The sequence below is a fragment of the Pelagicoccus sp. SDUM812003 genome (assembly GCF_031127815.1).
Taxonomy (GTDB): domain Bacteria; phylum Verrucomicrobiota; class Verrucomicrobiia; order Opitutales; family Opitutaceae; genus Pelagicoccus.
The window spans coordinates 490168-509686 of sequence record NZ_JARXHY010000002.1; the positions used below are offsets into that span (position 1 = coordinate 490168).

Consider the following 19519-nt stretch of genomic DNA (forward strand, 5'->3'; position numbering starts at 1 on the left):
GGTATGTATCCACGTCACTCCTACAGAACCATGCTGTACGGCCAAGGAACCATCATTCGAAGTGAGGGGGCAAACGGGGACAGTTTTGAGTGACCTTTTCGGAATATTGAAATTGCCAATACGGTCTCCTCATAAGTTACGAAAACGGTCGCCGCTCGCATATCCCGAAAACTCGCGACAAAATTCGCCAGCGAGACGACGACTCCCCGAAAGCTGGGGAAGCCGGACAAATCTTTTCGTACGCAAAGCCTCCCCCTAGAAACTGCCAAGAAACGACACGGAAACTACGATCACATGAACTAGCGACAAACCACATCTTGCATAAATCGTCCCGAAACAACACGATTTGAAAGACCGCGAACGTCTGGCCTTACGTTCATCAACCAACGGTGCCGAGAACAACGTATTGAGAGTGCCGATACTCAACATATATGAACCCGCCAACGAGCTCAAAATCAACCTCAGAGGTTGCAAAAAGATCGCACATCAAGGTGTCGATTCAAACTCCAAACATGACAGCAGCGAGCTATTTTTCACTCGACCTAAACCTAGTGCTCGAATTCGTCGAAGGGCCGTCGTCGGTTGATGATATTCTCACTCTGAAAAGCATTCCGGCGCGCACGGGATATGTGAACTCCCAAACCAGGGTCCTCGCTTTCGTCGAATCCGATCACCCTATCGACTCAACTCAACTCAGCTGCTTCGGCGCTCGACTCATGAGCGAGTTGCCCGAGTATGCAGGCACACGTACTGCAGTCGTCACTCGATACGTCGGCCCAACCACTCGCGTGACTAAACTTGCCTACGACGTTGCCAACCACCAATCGATCAGGGCTTTCACCACTCTGCCCATGGCGTTGAATTTCCTCTCTCTTTCGCGCAAGGAGCTTCTCGAAGCGTTTCCCGACGCGCAAAGATTGCTCCTCTCGCAATGCGCTCAGTGAGGATTTCCGGAGCGGCGAACACGACCATAGGCGTCGTCCCGATAACTAGGGACTCTTGACAACTTGCCATGTAGCGAACGATCGCGAAGCTACCACCGGTTACTCTCTCAAACCGCTCTCATTCATCGTAAAATGCCCCTCTTTACTTTCGTTCGCCACACTCTGCTCAGCCTCGCAATCGGAGCTTGTCTCCACGCCTCCCCGACCGAGACGCTCTACCTCTCTGGGACTGGAAGCGACGATACCGTCGATTGGGATTTCAAGGTCAATGGCGGGCGAAACAGCGGCGCTTGGAGCTCCATCCCCGTTCCTTCGAATTGGGAAATGCAAGGCTTCGGCACTTACCACTACTACAAGGACTGGGGCGATTCCGCCGCCCCCGACTCGCTCGGCCAATATCGCCACCGTTTCACCGTTCCTGCTGAATGGGCAGGCAAGCATGTCGAAATCGTCTTCGGGGCCTCAATGACCGACACCGCTGTCCGCATCAACGGCGTACCCGCTGGCCCGGTACACCAAGGCGGTTTTTATCAATTCTCCTACGACATCACAGATCTGCTGAACTACGGAGACTCGAACCTGATCGAAGTCGATGTATCCAAATTTTCAGACGACGAATCGGTGAACCGGGCTGAACGTGCCGCCGACTATTGGCTCTTCGGCGGCATCTACCGCCCCGTTTGGCTCGAAGCGAAACCATCTAACCACATCGAGCGAATGGCCGTCGACGCCAAGGCGGATGGCAGCTTCACCGTCGACGCCTACCTCGAGAACGACTCGAACGCTGCTACCCTGCAAGCAGAGGTCTTCACCCTTGACGGCACCCGTATAGCGAAAACGCAAAGACTCCCAATCGAGCCCGGTCAGCCGCAGGCTCGCCTCGCCGGTCTCGCTAAAAACATCGAACCCTGGTCCGCCGAATACCCAAACCTCTACTCCCTACGCCTCACTCTTCGCGCGAAAAACGCAGTCATCCACCAGACCGAATCAACCATCGGATTCCGCACCATCGAACTTCGTCCTCAAGATGGCTTCTACCTCAACGGTGAAAAGATTATCCTGAAAGGCTCCAACCGCCACAGCATCTGGCCCGACACCGGTCGCGCCACCAACGCCACTCTCAGCGAAAAGGACGTCCTACTGATGAAGGAAATGAACATGAATGCTGTCCGCATGAGCCATTATCCGCCGGATACTCACTTCCTCGAAGCGTGCGATCGCCTGGGCCTCTACGTCATCGACGAACTCGGAGGTTGGCAGAAATCCTACGACGCGGAGGTAGGAAGCAAGCTTGTAAGGGAAACTGTGATACGAGACGTCAATCATCCTTCCATACTCCTCTGGGCTAACGGAAACGAAGGCGGATGGAATATCGAGCTCGACGACGACTTCGACCTTTACGATCCGCAAAACCGCCCCGTCATCCATCCTTGGGCCAACTTCGGCGGCATCAATACCAGCCACTACGAATCCTACAACTCGGGCACCGACTGGTTTTTCCAGGGCGACGATCTCTTCATGCCCACCGAATTCCTCCACGGACTCTACGATGGCGGACACGGCGCCGGACTCGACGACTGGTGGAAGGCTATCCTCGCCCACCCTATGGGCCTCGGAGGCTTTCTCTGGTCCTTCGCCGATGAAGGCATTGTCCGCGATGATCAAGGCGGTCGCATCGATGTCGCTGGCAACGCGGCACCTGATGGCATCGTCGGACCCTATCGCGAAAAAGAAGGCAGCTTCTACACCATCAAAGAAATCTGGGCCCCGATCTACCTGCCACAAAGCGAAGTCGACTTTCTCCCCTCCAGCTTCGGAGGAAGTCTCGAAATCGAAAACCGATACGACTTCACCAACCTCGATCAAATCGTATTCAAATGGAACCTACAGGTCCTTGAAGGCGATTCACTCGAAAAAGCTAAACTTCATACCATCGCAAACGGACAATCCAAAGGTCCGGACGTCCAACCGAATCGCCGTGGCGAACTGCAGCTACACTTGCCAAACGACTGGTCGCATGCCGATTTCTTCGCCCTCACCGCAATCGATCCCCACGGTCGCGAAATCTACACCTGGACCTGGTCGCTCCGACATCCTGATACGATCGTCAGTCGCTACATTTCCAGCAACGCAACGGCGCAAGCCAGTTCCCAATCCACCACGGACTCGATCGTCATAAGCGCAGACGATATCGAAGTCAGACTGGACCCAAATACCGGAACTCTCCAATCTCTACGCTCAGGCGCCATCGTTTCACCAATGAGCAACGGTCCCATTCTCTTGACCGGAAATAGCGAACTGAAAAGCGTCGAGACAGAAGACGGTGCCGCTACCTTCCACTACGAAGGTGACCTTCGATTTGTTCGCTGGGAATTGCTCGATTCGGGCTGGTTGCAATTGGATTATCACTACGCCTACGAACGCGAAAAACCGCTTACCTACTTAGGCGTGACCTTCGACTACGACGAAAGCCAGATCGAGGGGATGCGCTGGCTGGGCAAAGGCCCCTACAGGGTGTGGAAAAATCGCCGCAAAGGCGTCGAGTTCGGACTCTGGCATAAGGACTACAACGACACCGTCACCGGCATGAGCTGGACCTATCCAGAATTCAAAGGCTTCCACGAAGATGTCTACTGGGCCCAGCTCCAGAACGACGTAGCGCCGCTCGACATCCTGATCGCCTCGCCGGACCTCTACTTCCGTCTCTTCACCCCTAGCGAAGCTCCCGATCCTCGATCTACCCACGTCGACTTTCCCCACGGCGACATCTCATTTCTTCACTCGATCGCCCCGATCGGCACCAAGTTCAAGACAGCCGACCAGCACGGTCCAGCCGGCGCTCCCACTTGGGTGAGCCGAGGTCGCTACCATGGCTTCTCCGGCCGCGTCTACCTGCGAATCGGTGACAGACTCGAAGACAATTGATCGGTTCAGTTCAGAATTGAGTAAAACGAGTCTCGGAACGGAGAAGGACACGATTCACAGTACTCGCTCGCAGACTTGATTCGGAGCCCCCTTCCCTGGATCGAGATACCAAAGTAGCCACCTCTTAAACCTCATGGCGCTAGGCGCAGCGTTTTAAGCGAAGCCCCGAAGGCAAAGGCAGAGTCAATCTCGGATCTCCCACCATTTAGGAAACAAACGACAAAGCACCTTCGGGCTTTTTGCGCTCCGTTAAGGATGAACGCCTCCTGATTCGAGAAGAAGAAAGAGCCATGCTTGCCTCCACAATGCGCGAGCGACCTAATCCTCCCAAGGTCGCTGCTTCGACCTGAGCTCGATGCCCAGCTTCTTCATACGCGAGGCCAAGGTACTCGGCTTCAAGCCTAATAAGGCGGACGCTCCTTCCGCTCCATAGACTTGTCCTTCGGTCTGTTTCAAGGCCTTCAGGATATTGCGGCGTTGCAATGCCACCATCTGAGACTCGTTCAGAATCCGGTCGTCCGAATCCTGTTTTCCTTTGGAGTCAACGGGCTCGGAACTCTGTTCGAACACCTCGAAATGCAAACGCTTGCCCCGACTCGTAATCAAGGCGCGCTCGACCTGATTCTGCAGCTCACGAACGTTTCCAGGCCAATTGTAGTTCGAGAGCGCTTGTAGTTGCGCTTTGCTGACAGTGGGAAGTTTCATCCCGTGGCGCTTGGAAAGATGCTTCAGGAAGTGCGCCACCAAGGACGGGATGTCCTCAGACCGCTCGCGTAGCGGCGGCGCTTCAATGGGGAACACGTTCAAACGATAGAAAAGATCCTCGCGGAAGCGCTTTTCCGCAACTTCCACTCTGAGGTCGCGATTGGTCGCAGCGATGATTCGCACATCCACGTGCCGGGTCCGGTCCTCACCCACTCGCTCGTATTGCCCTTCTTGCAAGACACGAAGCAGCTTCGCCTGGAGATCGATTGGCATCTCACCGATTTCATCTAAAAAGAGCGTGCCGCCCGCTGCAGCCTCGAAGCGACCTGGCCGATCGCGAAGGGCCCCGGTAAACGCCCCTTTAGCGTGTCCAAAGAGTTCGCTTTCAAACAAGCTCGCGGGAATTCCGGCGCAATTCACCCGAATCAATGGCTTCTCCTTGCGTTGACTGCGACGATGGATCTCGCGGGCGATCAATTCCTTGCCAGTACCCGATTCGCCAGTCACCAGCACGCTGGCGTCCGTACCGGAAACGAGCTCTATTTTGGAAATGATGTGCTGAACGGGCTCGCTTCGACCTACGATCTCCCCGAACGATCGAGTCTCCTCGACCTCATCGCGAAGGTATTGGTTTTCCAACTCCAAACGCTCATGCAGTTCCCGGATCTTTTCGAACGCCTCCGCATTCGCAATCGCCATCGCCAAATGATCCGCCACCATCCTTTGGAAGCGGGCCAGATCCCGGTCGATTTCTCGACGGACGAAAATGCCAAGCACCCCGAGAATCTTTCCACGAAACAACAAGGGCTGAGCGTTGATCCCCTTCACCCCCTCGTCGATAGCCCACTTCGGGTCAGCGACCCAGCTGCGATCCTCGCTGAGATTGATCATGACCGATTGCCCGGTTTGCGCCACATGGCCAACCTTTCGAACTCCGATCGGGAACCGCGAGAAACGTCCATCCAGACGACTCCACACTTCGCCCGGATTGGCGATCGAGCGTCCGCTACTCGCCACCAAATGCATGCACTCCACTTTCTGCGGGCATTCCTCCGACAACGCGCAGCTCTCGCAAATGTCAGCTTTCCCAAGTTGCCAAATGCGGACCAATGCCACGTCGTCCCAAGCGGAAATCTCGCGCACAGCCAAGGACAGCAAGCGTTGACAACTATGCTCCAGCGGGAGCTTCAACAACAAGTCCGCCAGAGACTCGACCTCCTTCGCTAACGCGGCAACCATGGTACTCTGAAACACGAGATCTCGTGACCGGGCAACACAATACTTCGTGATTTTCAAAGCTGCTCTCGTTTTGAAACGAGCCCGAAAACGTTTGCTATCTATATAAACGAACTCGAAAACGCGGACGGCTAGATCTTGACGATTCTCAGTTTCGCGGACGGTTCCAGCGACGAGCTCCAACCTTCGATGTTCGCGATCGATGCGGCCGCTCCACTACAGACAAATCCGAACGTTGCCTCTACCCGCGAGGAGGCTTCGTCCAAAGCGATCCGTGATTTGGATACAAATTCCTCCACGGTCAGAACCTCCCCGCTTTTGAAATACTGACGTGCGATAGAGCTTGGCGAATAGCAGTCGCGAATCGATTGATCCGGTAGTTCAACGGTGAAAGCCCTGTAGCGTTCGGTTTGCATAGGAATACTGCTTTTTTCGTAGTTCAAGTTCAGTGGCGCTCCGGTCCTGGGCGAGTTTGATAGCGAAGGAGCGATTCCGAGAGGTACGGTTGGCACTTTAGAAGAACTACTCCCTTAGCTCTCAGCGAACAAAGAAACGCAACGGCATGGCGGTCGAAACGATCCACCGCCTCAAGCTCCACTTGAACAGGCTGGCCGCCGCCGATTTGAGCTAGCTCCCTTTCCAATGTTTCAAGAGTCCCCTCAGTGAGATCCCCCTCGACAGCGAGAGTTGTGGCGTTTGCCGTGTTAGTTGTAGTCACTCTGATCATACTCGCGATTACCAAATGCGGATCGGTGGATTGCCGCTGGTCGGAATACAAACAGGTCCCGTGCCAAGAAACCCCGACGTGACCTAAGCAACTGTAGTTCAGAAGTATAAATAAAACGCCACCCGCCGCGGCCCTTTCAGAGACTGCTCCAGCCCGCTAAGTTTCGTGGCCCCCGCGAAATATCGAAGTCCAGTTCTCGAGGGCGCCCGAAAGCTTATTCAGGCACACGCCCTAGCTTCGCCTTATCCCTAGCTTCGACATGCGACTCCTCAGGGTGCTGGGGTTCATTCCCAGCGCTTTGGCGGCCCCGCTCTCTCCTTCGATCTGCCCGCCGGTTCTTTCGAGAGTCGATTCGATATGCCTTCGCTCCATGGTTTTCAGCGTCACGGGCTCTTCCCCTTCCGAATAGCTCGCGGGTCGGGCATCGCTTCGCCCCTGCACCGAGTCGCCAAGAAACCCGGTGCCGATTTCTATATCAGAACCCCGCGACAGAATCACGGCCCGCTCGAGCACGTTTTGCAACTCGCGAACGTTTCCAGGCCAGCTGTATTCCTCCAGGCGGCGTAGTGTTTCTTTGGATATAGTCTTAACCGGCTGATTGAGCCGCTTCGCAAGCTTCTCCAAGAAGAAGCGGGCAAGCAAAGGAATATCCCCATAGCGCTCCCTGAGTGGAGGTATCCGCAAGGGTACTACATTTAGTCGATAGAAGAGATCGCGTCGAAACGTTCCCTTCTGCACCTCTTCGGCGAGATCTCGATTGGTGGCGGCAATGACGCGAACATCCACCTTTATCGTTTTGCTTGAGCCGATTGGCTCGAACTCCTGCTCTTGCAGCACTCGAAGGAGCTTTACCTGGGTTTCCTGAGGCAACTCTCCCACTTCGTCCAGGAAGAGTGTGCCTTTGTCTGCGACCTTGAATCGGCCCTCACGATTGCTCACTGCTCCAGTGAAAGCGCCTTTCACATGGCCGAAGAGTTCGCTCTCTACCAAACCCGAGCTAATCGCTCCGCAATTGACCTTCACCAAAGCTTGGCTCGAGCGCTCGCTGTGCTGATGAATCGCTCGGGCGACAAGCTCCTTGCCAGTGCCGGTCTCCCCTTGAATCAGCACCGTAGAGTCGGTAGAGGCAACCTGTTCCGCTTGATTGAGCGCTGCGCAGAGAGTAAGGCTGCTGCCGACAACTTCCCCGAAGTTGTGCTCTCGTTGAATCTCCTCCTGCAGATAGGAATTCTCCGATTCCAACCGTTCCTTGGCTTGCTGCATTCTCACTCGCTCAGTCACGTCTAGGAACATGGAACGAGTATACTTGCCACTGGGATCCGGGCTGGACCACCATTCGATCCAGATCGGCTCTCCAGTATCATTGCGGCGCAACTCGATCAAAACGCCCGCCTGGTCGGTGCCTTTGCCAATAGAATCGAATGCTTCGAGCAGTCTAGCTTGGTTCTCCTTGTTGTCAGCAACCAGAGTCTTGCCAATAAAACCTACTACCTCCTCTGGCTTGATTCCCAAAATTCGGCGGGCCGCTCGATTGGCCCGTATGAAGCGAGACTCCAAATCCTCATGCACATAGGCGATGGGAGCTTCGTCGAACAGATCACGAAAGCGCTCTTCGCTCTCCTCAGCCGCATCTCGCGCTTCATGCAGGCGAGTGACGAGGCGCTGTTGCTTGGCTTCGAGCTCCTTAACTTTTCGGGCCGAAAGGCGATTGTCCAACTCGCTTACGACAAGCTCAGAGAGGCGTTCCAACTGTTTGACGTCATCGTCTTTGAACTCACGAGGGAGTCGATCAAATACACACAGCGCTCCAAGTACGAATCCATCCGGGCTCATCAAAGGCGCCGAAGCGCAAAAACGAATTCCCACATCTCCCGTAACCAAAGAATGGTTACAGGAAAGCTCGTCGAGCTGAGTGTCGGGAATAATACAAACACGTTCGCTCTCTATCGCGGTCAGCCACAATCCAGGTTCCACCTGCTGCTGAGAACGGTCGATTCCTAGCCTCGAAACGAACCAGCTTCGCTGTTCGTCGACTACGCAAATGACGACGATCGGGACCTTGAAGAGTGCCGCCGCAATTTCTGTGATTCGATCAAGCCCCGGCTCCGTGTACGCGCCTACGATGTCGTAGCGGGACAGGACCTGGAGGCGTTCAGGCGAGGAAAGGATGGATTGAAGGGACATCGGCCGTAACAGGGGAAGCGATTAAAATGCGAACCGGGAGTGACGTTCAACCCGGAATCCTGAGTCGAACTGAACTTTAGCAGGGGCACGCTCTGGAAGTGAGTCCAGAGACGATTCAAATCGGTAAACGAGTCCCTTCCAAAGCGGCGTTTTCCATAGCAAGAAAAACGCCATCTCCCCAAATTTCGAATACACCTTCAAAAATCACCAGCTGCGAGACTTTCCGCGTTTGATCGCGCCCTCCAACGAAGTACAGAAATCAGCCAATCTCAAACACGACATTTCGTGACTCATTACCTTCAAATTTCGTGTTTTCCGTAATTTCGCTCCATTCACCAGAACTATAAATCCTTCGTTAGTCTTTGTTGTTCTTACACTTACAAATTTTAATAAACAGTTGGCACGCTCCATGATTATGGAGTTGCATGTTCAACAACCGAGCGAAACTAAAATCGGTCAATCTTGATAGCCTACCTGTTCCTCTACGGCTGGAGCTTCAGAATCTTCTGGATGGCAAGGGTAGTCTTAAGAGCTATTTGGAGGTTCTGGCCAATTCGCCACTCATCTTGGAAGCCTACCTGGTTTTCGGAAACGCCCTCGAAAAGAGCAGCCTCTCTCCGGAACTCCAAGCCAGACTTTCGCTAACGCTTGGCGAGCTGACCAGTAGCTCCTACGTCGTGTCAGCCGCTACATCGCGAGCGAAAGCGCTCGGAATTAGCGACGAAGAAATACGACGGGCCCGCTGCGGTGAGTCCGACGTTCCTCCACTTAGCGCCGCTCTGAAGTTCGCCCGACAGCTGATCGGCAGACACGGGCACCTGCGAGAGACCGAGTTCGAACAGCTGAAACAACACTTTCACGAAGAACGCGCCATCGTCGAAATGGTCGCTGCGGTGGCTCAGATCTACTTCTCCTCCCTACTCAACAACCTTGCGGAAACTCCGCTGGATCATCCTCCAGCGCACGAGATTCGCGACCGTGAATAAGGATAATGTCATCAGCGAAAGAAGCCGCAGCGGCACGCATATCAACTCTCGATCGAAGAGCGATCTACGCTAAGGCAAACCTCGTCCTCGACACGACTATGCCAAACAGAAGCGACGTCGCCACTTCGAAGCGCGAATCGATTGCCTTCCACAAGCAAAACAAGGCGCGAAAGAGCCTCTGCTACCAAGAGTTTATCGGACGTCTCTGTTAGGGGCCTCACACGCAAGCAAAATCAGAAAGCGTACCTGCTATTTGGTTACGCTACACATCACCAAAGCATCACCCATTCCCCTTCCTCGCGACGACCTCGTCAAACAACTCTATTCCGTATCAAATAAACATATACAACCTGATAAACCAATGAAAACGATATACACACTCATCGCAATTATCCTAGGAGTCGTAGCGACTCATTCATCGATCGCTCAACTGCCCAATCCAGGCATGGAGGTCGACCTTTCCGATACTGCCCTTGTCATAACGGATCCTCAAAACGATTTCCTAAGTCCCGACGGGGTTACCTGGGGTGTCGTCGGCAAAAACGTGACCGCCAACAATACGGTCGAGCATATCGGGCAACTCTTCGCCGCAGCGAAGGAGCGCGGCATGCTCGTCGCGGTTTCCCCTCACTACTACTACCCGCACGACCATGCCTGGGAGCACGAGGGCACCCTAGAAACCTTGATGCACAAGATCGGCATGTTCGACCGCGAAGGACCTCTGATGACTGACGGCGTCGAGGGCTCAGGAGCCGATTGGCTGGAGCGCTACAAGCCCTTTATCGAAGAAAAGAGCACCGTTGTCACAAGTCCGCACAAAGTCTACGGGCCCGAGTCGAACGACCTCGTTTTGCAGCTTCGCAAAAGAGGGATCAAGAGGGTGATTCTCGGCGGCATGTCCGCAAATCTCTGCACCGAATCGCACTTGCGGGAACTGATTGAGCAGGGTTTCGAAGTAGCGGTTGTTCCCGATGCGACTGGCGCCGCGATCGTCGGCGAGTTCGACGGTTTCAAAGCTGCCTACACCAACTACCGCATGATCGCGAACACCATCTGGTCCACAGCGGAAGCCGTAGACAAGATCCGTAGCGCCTCTGGCGAAGCGAAGGTTGAACCGTTCGTTCCGCACTCGAAACACGAACACAACTGATAGACCAACATCAACGGGAGGAGAAAGTCCTATGACGACACGACTTGATATCGCGAGCGTAACACCCTCGCAACTACACGCGAAGACAAGAAACAGCGCTTTCTCGTCAGCGCAAGCGTTCCTCGTCTCCAAGAGGAACCGCCAGCTCGCCTGCCGATTCAGAGCCCAAACCGACCTCATCAACTATCGCAAAATAGCCAAGGCAACCTGGATCTCGAAAGACGCTGCATAGCCAAATCAGCAAGCTACCCAGCGCCCTAGCCGCGTCGCACTCCTTAGCGAACAAAAACTAAACCAAAGACAATCTATGAACACATCATCCAACGCACGAGTTGAGGTAGATCTCACTCAAGCCCCGCCACGCAGTCCCCGAGTTCGGCTCGGTGGATTCGTTCACCTACCGCGCTTGATCGACAAGGCAAGGGCAGCCATCGCCGGCAAACTCGGCGTCTACGTGTACGGCTCGGAAAGCCTGCTCGATCAGCAGTTTTTCGACCTCACTGGAATCAGTCCCGAGGCCTTCCTCGACAAGGTCCGCGAGAACGCCGGCGACTGGGCCATCCTGCAGTGGGTTCAAGCAAATACCCATCGGCCCATGCAAGCGTTCCAGATTCAAGCCTGGAGCCAGTGGCTCGAAACGCTCCCCGGACTCAGTCCGGAAGCACGGGCTTGGTTTGCAGAATTCTCCCAATCGCTCGATCCCGCGCGCCCCGACGTGAGCACGCTCTTCGAGTATCTAGACCTTGACGATTTTGTCCGTTTCGGCGGCCAAGCCTAACCAAAACCAACAATAGGAAATACAAACCAAATGGGACTACCAAACACTACCGTAGCTATCGACGACCGTACCGCTCTCTTGCTTATCGATCCACAAATCGACTTTCTCAGCCCCGAAGGCGTGGCCTGGGGCGTGGTCGGCGAGTCGGTGACCAAGAACAACACCGTCGCCAATATGCAAACCCTGCTCGAAACCGCTAAAGCGAGCGGGATGCAAGTCTTCGTCTCCCCTCACTACTACTATCCGACCGACCACGGCTGGAAGTTTGAAGGGGCCGTCGAAAAACTCATGCACGACATCAAGATGTTCGACCGTGCAGGCCCACTTAACTTGGACGGTTTCGAGGGAAGCGGCGCCGATTGGATGCCCGAATTCAAGCCTTTGCTCGAAGACGGCAAAACCATCTTCGCCAACCCGCACAAAGTCTACGGACCGCAAAACAACGATCTCGTCCTGCAGCTACGCAAACGCCACATAGACAAGGTGATTCTCGCTGGGATGTCGGCAAACGTTTGCGTCGAAAGCCATATGCGTGACTTGCTTGAAAACGGATTCGAGGTCGCCGTCGCTTGGGACGCCACCGCTGCCGCAATCCTTCCGGGCATGGACGGGATGGCTGCAGCGATCACCAACTACAAAATGCTGGCCAACGCCACCTGGTCCACCGAAGAAACGCTCGCCGAAATGGCAAAAGCGGGGTTCAGCAAGGAAACCTAAGCCATCACTTGAGCAGCGGCTCTCAACATGAGCCTCAATCATCACTAAGCGAACAAACAAGCGGTTCACTGTAACTATATTCTAGATACAGTGAACTAGCTTGTTAAGTCATCAACGACCAACAAGCGAGGCCTGCGCGAGCTACTCGGCACACACTCAAAAGATCCCAGGGTCGTTGATAATGAGGCTAAGAACCGCTTCCTACCCGAATGGCATGGCCTTGCCCTGCCATTTCCAACTAAAATCAGTACCTGGTATCCTACGCCAATCCGACACCGTGTTATTTTATACAACCACATTCTGAATACAGCGGAATCACTTGGATTGAAAATCCGCGAATAAAGGCTCCCTGCCGCAAGCTTCGGTGTATCCATAGAAAAATGAATCTGCAAAATCGAACCTCATGCGAGATGTAGGTGTCGCTTCACTCGAAACGCTACCTTTCGAAGTAACGTACCGAGACAAAGTCGACACAGGAGCAAAGAGACCAAACAGGTCGCAAGACCTTCGAAATCGCCGCAAGCGGCGGGGTATTAGACCCGTACCCCGATGAAGCCTGTCTTCCCTGCTCCATTGGTGTAAATCAGTGTTATCGGTGGTTTAAAAGACTCTCTCATTTGTTCAAAGAGCGTAAATCTGCAGGGAGAAAGGTTTAAATCTCCCAGAATAACAAAGCCGCTTGAAGGTCATTCAAGCGGCTTGCCGTCTCAATCTGAGTATTCACTTTAAGCCTCTAGACTTTGGAAACGTCGATCTTCCATTTAGTCTCGCATGGGCGAAGTCACTCTGACTCGAAGTTTTCGAAAGAGCACCAGACTCTACATTGTTATAGCCTCGCTTTGGTTGCATGCCCACTCCGATCTGGTAAGAGTGTTGTTTTGAAGCGTCGTGCTTAACCCCACAGGAGCAAACGCTCTTTGAGTGTGTAGTCCCTGCATTGTTTTTCGGCATGTTGCCGATTGAAGCGGAGTACTGCCCTGCGATCGAGGTAGCTCCACTGATTGATATGACGATGAGCATTAGTAGTGTTTTCATAATTGTATTGTGTTTGTTATTACATCGTTGGTTTGAGTCCCCTTGGGGCGAAATTGGAAAGTTCGTAGCGGGTCCTAAAAGGCCATCTCTCGAGAAAACTGTTCCCGAATGCGCTGCCTTCCCCTATGGATTAAGCTGAGGACCGTTCCCCTCGGCTTTTTGACCAGACTAGCGATCTCCGACGCTTTGTAGCCTTCGACGGCGTGCAAATAAAGGCACTCGCGCTCGTTGTTTGTTAGCTCCGACAGAACCGCATCGATGTCTATTTGTGTTCCCGGATTGGTTCGATGCTTCGATTCATAATCGGCCACGATCGGTTCGAATTGCACGATTTTGGAACGTCGCGAGCGGTCGATGCTAAGATTACGAATCGTTCGGAATAGAAGACTTCGACTTTCAACTCCGCCATATTTTCGGGCGAGTCTCAGCCACGCGAGTTGAACAAGATCCTCAGCGTCGGCGGTATTGTTTACTATGGATAGAGCAAAGCGAAACCCAGCAAGAACAAGAACGCTGTCCGAATCCTCAATCGCTTCCGTTTCTGGAGTGTCCATGTCTATCAATTTCGTTTTATGCATTGTATTCATTTTCCCTTACTTGTTCGTCACGTTAATAGTTAGTTTCTCTCGGCACATTTCATGGAATGTCGCTTCGATCCCTCCCTGGCCTAAGCCTGATTCTCTCCATCCCGAAAACGGCATCGAATCCACTCGAAAAGCCGTGTGCTCATTCACGAGAACTGTCGAAGCATCTAGCTGCCGTCCTACGTTCTCTACTTCCGTTAAACTTTTTGAAAATACGGACGCTTGAAATGCCCACGGCAGCGCATTCGCCTCAGCGACAGCCTCTTCAACCGTGTCATAGGTGAAAATCACCACGACAGGACCAAACACCTCTTCCATCGCGAGTCGGCAATTTTTGGAGGGATTCAGCACAGCGCTTGGTCCGAGCAAATTTGGCCCCAATCGCTTCCCTCTAAACAACAACTTACCTCCGCTCTCCAAGGCGTCTTCAATCCAAGTCGCCACTCGGTCCGCTTCCTTTTGGCGAATCAGTGGTCCGATCTGAGTTTCATCGCTTCTCGGATCTCCAACAATGAGACCTAGGGAAGCCTTTTCGAAAAATTCCACAAAAAAATCCAAGTTTCGCTTCGAAACAAATATCCGCTGCGTGGATACGCATACTTGTCCGGCATGGTAGTATGCTCCGATGGCGAGACGCTCCGCAGCAAGGGAGAAATCTGCGTCATCCAAAACGATAGCTGGAGCAACTCCTCCATGCTCTAGAGAGCAACGCGTCCCCGGAGCTAACTTCGAACGAAGTGACCATCCGACTCTTGCGCTACCGATAAAGGATAAAAACGCCACTCGCTTGTCCGTAACGAGTTTTTCAGAGAGATCGTTTTCAACCAGGGCCACACGGCAATACTCCTCTGATATGCCACTTTCAACCAAGAGGTCCACTAGTTTGCGGCAGGAAAGTGGCGTATCCAGAGAGGGCTTTATGATCACCGGACAGCCCGCGGCGATTGCGGGAGCCACCTGATGCACTACTAGATTCAAAGGGTGGTTGAAAGCGCTTATCGCTACTACAAGTCCGATCGGCTCCAATACTGTACTACCGGAAGCAGATCGGTCTGATGAAACATGATCGAACGGAACCTCTCGTCCGTGCGACATTGCTAAGGTGTTTGCAGCATGCTTGAGTCCTTCCGATGCTCGGAGAGCTTCCACCCTCGCATCTCGAAGAGGCTTACCAGCTTCCTGCGCAATCAACATTGCAAAACAATCGATATCGCGCTTCAACCTTGCGCTCGCATACTCGAGAGCTTCTATCCGTCTCCACTTTTCTAGTGGCTTCTTCCGAGCGAGGTCACATCCTTGGCTTAGAAACGACTCGACTTCGTCGGGTGAGTTGTATTCGAGCTCCTCCAACGTTTGTCCATCGTAGGGTGACGTAACCGGGAAGGTTCTCTTTTCCGTATCTATCAGCATAGCATCTTCCTCCTCTTTTTCGTCACTAGACGAGACACGCTTTCTCGCGTAGTTCTTTTACCAGTACACGCTCGTTTTCCGAGTAATCCACAGGCAACTCCACAAGCCAAACGCCTCCTTCTTCAAGCCCTCGCTCTAAGCATTTCTTGAGTTCGTCAACGCTTTCGACTCGCACGCTACGAGCCCCATAACTCGCGGCGTAGGCGACAAAATCAGGGTTCCCATAGTCGAGTCCCCAATTCTCAAATCCCATGCCCGCTTGCTTCCACTTGATCATGCCGTAGGCATTGTCTCGCAGGACTAGAACGACCAAATCGATACCGAGCCTCACAGCGGTTTCGAGCTCTTGCGAGTTCATCATAAAGCCTCCATCACCACACACGGAAATCACCTTTCGTTCCGGGTGGATCAGTTTCGCTGCAATCGCGGAAGGCAGGCCCGCCCCCATGGTAGCCAGAGCGTTGTCTAATAGCAATGTATTGGGCTGACACACAGGGTACGAACGTGCAAACCAGACCTTGTAGATACCGTTGTCGAGCGTGACGATTCCATCTTCGGGAAGAGCTGATCTAACATCTGCTACAAACCTCTGAGGCACTACGGGAAAACGCTCGTCGTCAGAATTCGCGCTCGTCCTTTCCTTCAGCAAGTCCTGGACGCGCTCAAAGTATGAAAAGTCCCAATACGGATTCGGAGCGACGAGTTCAGTCAAACGCTCGAGCGACTTGCCTATGTCTCCGACCACTTCCAGTTGGGGAAAGTAGACCTCGTCGACCTGCGCTGGAAAGTAGTTAACATGGATCACTTCCTTCCCTCCGTGCTCCATCAGAAACGGGGGCTTCTCGACTACGTCGTGACCTATATTCACGATGAGATCAGCTTGATCAATGGCGCAATGCAGGTAGTCGAGCTCCGACAACGCTGCTGTCCCAAGAAATCTTGGATGCCTTGAGTCGACAACTCCGAGGCCCATCTGCGTACTAAACCAATACATACTCGAACGATCGATGAACGCCTCGACACTGTCTCGCACCTGCTTGCGATTAGCTCCGGCCCCGATTAGCACCAGCGGACTGTTGGCCTCAACAATCTTTTCTGCGGCCAAACGTAGCACCTCATCGGAAGCGGTCGCATAGCGGCGGGTGGAACGTTCAAACAGATTCGTATCCAACACCTCATCACGGGCTACGTCCTCAGGAAGTTCTAAATATACCGCTCCCGGACGCTCCGTCGCTGCGGTGCGAAACGATTCGCGGACGATGCTTGGGATCATTCTCCCACTCACAATCTGGCTCGACAGCTTCGTCAGCGGCTTCATCAAGCCTACGACATCCACAATCTGAAATCGCCCTTGCTTGCTTCGCATGATCGGTTTCTGTCCACTGATCATTATCATCGGCATCGCTCCCAATTGAGCGTACGCGGCTGCTGTCACGAAATTCGTCGCGCCCGGGCCGAGCGTCGACAAACAAACCCCAGGACGGCCGGTCAAGCGACCATAGGTCGCGGCCATGAATCCGGCGGCCTGCTCATGCCGAGTGAGCACGAGCTTGATTTTGCCCGATTTTCTCAATGAATCGAGAAAGTCTAGATTCTCCTCTCCTGGTACTCCAAAGATGTACTCAACACCTTCATTCTCCAACGCTTTGATAAATAAATCTGACGCTTTCATGTCTAGTCTCTCAATTTTTTCTACTCTTGTCTCCAATCACCCAATACAGGTATTCGCTTTATATTTAGGGCGACCACCACGGCAGAGCCCACCCAGCAATAAATTCCGAGCGCTCCCAATATCCCACGGTCTCCGACCCAACCGAGTTGCGACCAGTGCCCTATCATAGCTCCAGTCATCAACCCCCAGGCTAACAATCCGCCCCAGGCTTGACCCTTTGGAACAATCAAGAAGGTAGCGGCGATCAGTTCGAGTACGCCGATAAGGATTCTACCACTATCCCCCATGCCCAGTTCTCTGAAAATCGCTACCGAATCCGGATGAGCCGAAAACTTGAAGTATAAACTCTGAGCGAGGATCAACGCGATGCTCACGCTCACTAATTTTGAAAATATCGTCTTCATTTTTATAATCTCTCGTTTTCAGGTTTCACTCAGGCTGAAATCAGCGAATCGCTTTCGCTTGCACGTTTAGTCTCTACCTGAAGAGCTTCTTCCACGTATCCGCTCAACTGTGACAATTTGGGAATGTGTAGATTCTCCGTATTCAGATCATTAAACCGCGTCTTGCCGGTGGAAGCTAGGAGCTCCTCGAGGTCGTGCTCTACATTATCCACGAAGTTTTTGACTCTCAGCGCCTTCGACCCAATATCGATTCCCTTTTGAAGTCTCGGATCGTGCGTTGTAATCCCTATCGGGCACGTATTGTTGCCGCATTGTAGAGCTTGAATACAACCAAGCGCCATCATGAATCCTCGGGCAGTGTAGACCGCGTCAGCTCCCAACGCGAAGGCTAACATTTGACTGGCGGGTGTGACGAGTTTCCCGGAGGCGTTCAGTTTTAATCGCCCACGTACTCCCTCCCTCTCGAGAATTGAGTTAACCTGCCAAAGAGCGTCCAACAAAGGCGTGCCCACTTTGTCTAGAAATGCCTTAGGGGCCGCTCCCGTGCCTCCCTCCGCTCCATCTAGGGTGATGAAATCCGGAAAGACTTCCTGTAGTTTCATTTCGCATACGAGTAGCGTAAACTCTTCAGGGCTACTAAGACACAGCTTGATCCCCACGGGCAGGCCGCTCACATCCTGAACTCGTTTGATAAACTGCACCGTAGCTGACGGAGAGGAGCACTCGGGATGAAAGGTTGGAGAAACGACATCCGATCCTAAAGGCACACCTCGCAACTCGCTGATTTCAGCTGTTATCTTCTCTTTTGGGAGCAAGCCTCCTTTACCAGGTTTAGCGCCTTGGGATAGCTTGATCTCAATCATCTTGATCTGCTCCATTGAAGCCAGCGATCTGAGCTTAGCATCGTCCAGCAATCCTTCCTCGTCTCGTACTCCAAACTTAGTCGTTCCAATTTGAAAGATAAGATCACATCCCTCCATAAGGTGATACTTAGGATACCCGCCCTCTCCGGTGTTCATGGGGATACCCGCTAGCTTAGCGCCTCTCGCCAGCGATCGTACCGCTCGCTCGCCAAGGGCGCCGAAACTCATCGCGCTGATCATAATCGGCCGCTGAATAGTATAGGCGGTTTCCAGTCCTCTTTCTTCGCCATAGATAAGCGAGAATGGCTCCAGACGCTCCTTCGATGCAGGGAACATGGAATGCCGAATCTTTATCTCCGAAGCGTCAAACGCATCCTGAGATCCAAAAGAGCTCGCTGAATCGATGTTCTTCGCCTTGCGATAAACTTCCGAACGTACCTGGCGGTCAAACGGTCGTTCCTCCCTGTCATTGGAAAGCAGATACTGCCTCAGCTCAGGACCGATGCTTTCGAGCAAATATCGCCCTTGGCCCAGAATTCCAAAATTCCTGAGCAAGGTGTGCTCCTTCTGCCCCAGCAAGTAGAAACCATTCACCAAAGACAGGAAGAAAGCTGCTACGGTGAGGAAGTGGAAATAGAAGGAGACAAGCTCCCCTGCGATTGCAAAAATGCCGACGGACAGAGGAAGCGCGATGTTAACGAAGTTCGCCAGCTTATGTAAATCAACGTGTAGGCTCTTAGACATGTTAAGTAGGGTTAGAAAACTGAAGGTGGATTTAGAGATTTCTGATCTCACCCCCCTAAAAACAGGTCCCGTGCCAACGTTCGTCTGCACTCTCGCAAGTCACTCTCCTACAGGCTTTAATAATTTTTCATCCAATATCCCCCTCCAGAAACAAGCCCCATTTCCCCACGTCAGCTCGCGGATTCCCACGGATTGGCGTGGCACCAAAAACTCCGTAATCAATCGGCAAATACATACGCCCGAGATCAATCGCGATACCCACGGCATTCCGTAACAAACCACGAAAGAGCGCGTCACAGCACCCATGAAAATCGCAACACATCAGAATCTATACTTTTAAGCTATTCACTATCTGAGGCTTAATCGTGTCTCCAAAAAATCGGCACAGAATCTGATAAAGCGCTCCAGCACGCGACCGCTCATCCTAGGCGGCGCCTATCGAACCAACCACATAT

14 protein-coding genes are annotated in these 19519 nt (G+C 53.1%); 6 read left to right on the forward strand and 8 right to left on the reverse strand.

Annotated features, from left to right (window positions below):
• The first annotated feature begins 512 nt into the window (after positions 1–512).
• Positions 513–944, forward strand: a complete 432-nt coding sequence (locus QEH54_RS04160; protein WP_309017365.1) for a hypothetical protein — start codon at positions 513–515, stop codon at positions 942–944.
• 132 nt (positions 945–1076) lie between these two features.
• The gene (locus QEH54_RS04165) at positions 1077–3869 is read left to right on the forward strand and encodes a glycoside hydrolase family 2 TIM barrel-domain containing protein (RefSeq protein WP_309017366.1); all 2793 of its coding nucleotides are present in this window, start codon (positions 1077–1079) and stop codon (positions 3867–3869) included.
• Between the two features lie 318 nt (positions 3870–4187).
• On the opposite strand, the gene QEH54_RS04170 is transcribed toward QEH54_RS04165, so the two are convergent.
• From QEH54_RS04170 to QEH54_RS04180, 3 genes are all read right to left on the reverse strand, one after another.
• Entirely contained in the window at positions 4188–5813 is a 1626-nt protein-coding gene (locus tag QEH54_RS04170; protein ID WP_309017367.1) for a sigma 54-interacting transcriptional regulator, read from the reverse strand.
• 128 nt (positions 5814–5941) lie between these two features.
• Entirely contained in the window at positions 5942–6226 is a 285-nt protein-coding gene (locus QEH54_RS04175) for an MSMEG_0570 family nitrogen starvation response protein (RefSeq protein ID WP_309017368.1), read from the reverse strand.
• A gap of 542 nt (positions 6227–6768) precedes the next feature.
• Positions 6769–8721: a sigma 54-interacting transcriptional regulator gene (locus QEH54_RS04180; protein ID WP_309017369.1), complete on the reverse strand. Its 1953-nt coding sequence runs from the start codon at positions 8719–8721 to the stop codon at positions 6769–6771.
• Positions 8722–9146: 425 nt separating this feature from the next.
• Here QEH54_RS04180 and QEH54_RS04185 point away from each other — a divergent pair, with 425 nt between their 5' ends.
• From QEH54_RS04185 to QEH54_RS04200, 4 genes are all read left to right on the forward strand, one after another.
• Positions 9147–9707 (forward strand): hypothetical protein, encoded by a 561-nt coding sequence (locus QEH54_RS04185; protein ID WP_309017370.1) that lies wholly within the window; start codon positions 9147–9149, stop codon positions 9705–9707.
• 361 nt (positions 9708–10068) lie between these two features.
• Positions 10069–10857 (forward strand): cysteine hydrolase, encoded by a 789-nt coding sequence (locus tag QEH54_RS04190; RefSeq protein ID WP_309017371.1) that lies wholly within the window; start codon positions 10069–10071, stop codon positions 10855–10857.
• 307 nt (positions 10858–11164) lie between these two features.
• Positions 11165–11635 (forward strand): DUF5069 domain-containing protein, encoded by a 471-nt coding sequence (locus tag QEH54_RS04195; protein WP_309017372.1) that lies wholly within the window; start codon positions 11165–11167, stop codon positions 11633–11635.
• A 30-nt stretch (positions 11636–11665) separates the two neighbouring features.
• The gene (locus QEH54_RS04200) at positions 11666–12352 is read left to right on the forward strand and encodes a cysteine hydrolase (RefSeq protein ID WP_309017373.1); all 687 of its coding nucleotides are present in this window, start codon (positions 11666–11668) and stop codon (positions 12350–12352) included.
• Positions 12353–13461: 1109 nt separating this feature from the next.
• Here the strand turns inward: QEH54_RS04200 and QEH54_RS04205 are convergent.
• The 5 genes from QEH54_RS04205 to QEH54_RS04225 are packed head-to-tail and all read right to left on the reverse strand — an operon-like array spanning position 13462 to position 19064.
• Complete coding sequence (locus QEH54_RS04205; RefSeq protein ID WP_309017374.1) at positions 13462–13965, reverse strand: RNA polymerase sigma factor; 504 nt, start codon at positions 13963–13965, stop codon at positions 13462–13464.
• Between the two features lie 15 nt (positions 13966–13980).
• Complete coding sequence (locus tag QEH54_RS04210) at positions 13981–15381, reverse strand: aldehyde dehydrogenase family protein (protein WP_309017375.1); 1401 nt, start codon at positions 15379–15381, stop codon at positions 13981–13983.
• Positions 15382–15406: 25 nt separating this feature from the next.
• Complete coding sequence (locus QEH54_RS04215) at positions 15407–17053, reverse strand: acetolactate synthase large subunit (RefSeq protein WP_309017376.1); 1647 nt, start codon at positions 17051–17053, stop codon at positions 15407–15409.
• A gap of 20 nt (positions 17054–17073) precedes the next feature.
• Positions 17074–17457, reverse strand: coding sequence for a DoxX family protein (locus QEH54_RS04220; protein WP_309017377.1), 384 nt, complete (start codon positions 17455–17457; stop codon positions 17074–17076).
• Between the two features lie 29 nt (positions 17458–17486).
• Positions 17487–19064, reverse strand: a complete 1578-nt coding sequence (locus QEH54_RS04225) for an FMN-binding glutamate synthase family protein (protein ID WP_309017378.1) — start codon at positions 19062–19064, stop codon at positions 17487–17489.
• Positions 19065–19519: the final 455 nt, after the last annotated feature.

Bases quoted from the DNA above. Each gene is read 5' to 3' on its own strand.
- QEH54_RS04160 (WP_309017365.1), top strand. From the start codon at position 513: ATGACAGCAGCGAGCTATTTTTCACTCGACCTAAACCTAGTGCTCGAA.
- QEH54_RS04165 (WP_309017366.1), top strand. From the start codon at position 1,077: ATGCCCCTCTTTACTTTCGTTCGCCACACTCTGCTCAGCCTCGCAATC.
- QEH54_RS04170 (WP_309017367.1), bottom strand. From the start codon at position 5,813: ATGGTTGCCGCGTTAGCGAAGGAGGTCGAGTCTCTGGCGGACTTGTTG.
- QEH54_RS04175 (WP_309017368.1), bottom strand. From the start codon at position 6,226: ATGCAAACCGAACGCTACAGGGCTTTCACCGTTGAACTACCGGATCAA.
- QEH54_RS04180 (WP_309017369.1), bottom strand. From the start codon at position 8,721: ATGTCCCTTCAATCCATCCTTTCCTCGCCTGAACGCCTCCAGGTCCTG.
- QEH54_RS04185 (WP_309017370.1), top strand. From the start codon at position 9,147: ATGTTCAACAACCGAGCGAAACTAAAATCGGTCAATCTTGATAGCCTA.
- QEH54_RS04190 (WP_309017371.1), top strand. From the start codon at position 10,069: ATGAAAACGATATACACACTCATCGCAATTATCCTAGGAGTCGTAGCG.
- QEH54_RS04195 (WP_309017372.1), top strand. From the start codon at position 11,165: ATGAACACATCATCCAACGCACGAGTTGAGGTAGATCTCACTCAAGCC.
- QEH54_RS04200 (WP_309017373.1), top strand. From the start codon at position 11,666: ATGGGACTACCAAACACTACCGTAGCTATCGACGACCGTACCGCTCTC.
- QEH54_RS04205 (WP_309017374.1), bottom strand. From the start codon at position 13,965: ATGCATAAAACGAAATTGATAGACATGGACACTCCAGAAACGGAAGCG.
- QEH54_RS04210 (WP_309017375.1), bottom strand. From the start codon at position 15,381: ATGCTGATAGATACGGAAAAGAGAACCTTCCCGGTTACGTCACCCTAC.
- QEH54_RS04215 (WP_309017376.1), bottom strand. From the start codon at position 17,053: ATGAAAGCGTCAGATTTATTTATCAAAGCGTTGGAGAATGAAGGTGTT.
- QEH54_RS04220 (WP_309017377.1), bottom strand. From the start codon at position 17,457: ATGAAGACGATATTTTCAAAATTAGTGAGCGTGAGCATCGCGTTGATC.
- QEH54_RS04225 (WP_309017378.1), bottom strand. From the start codon at position 19,064: ATGTCTAAGAGCCTACACGTTGATTTACATAAGCTGGCGAACTTCGTT.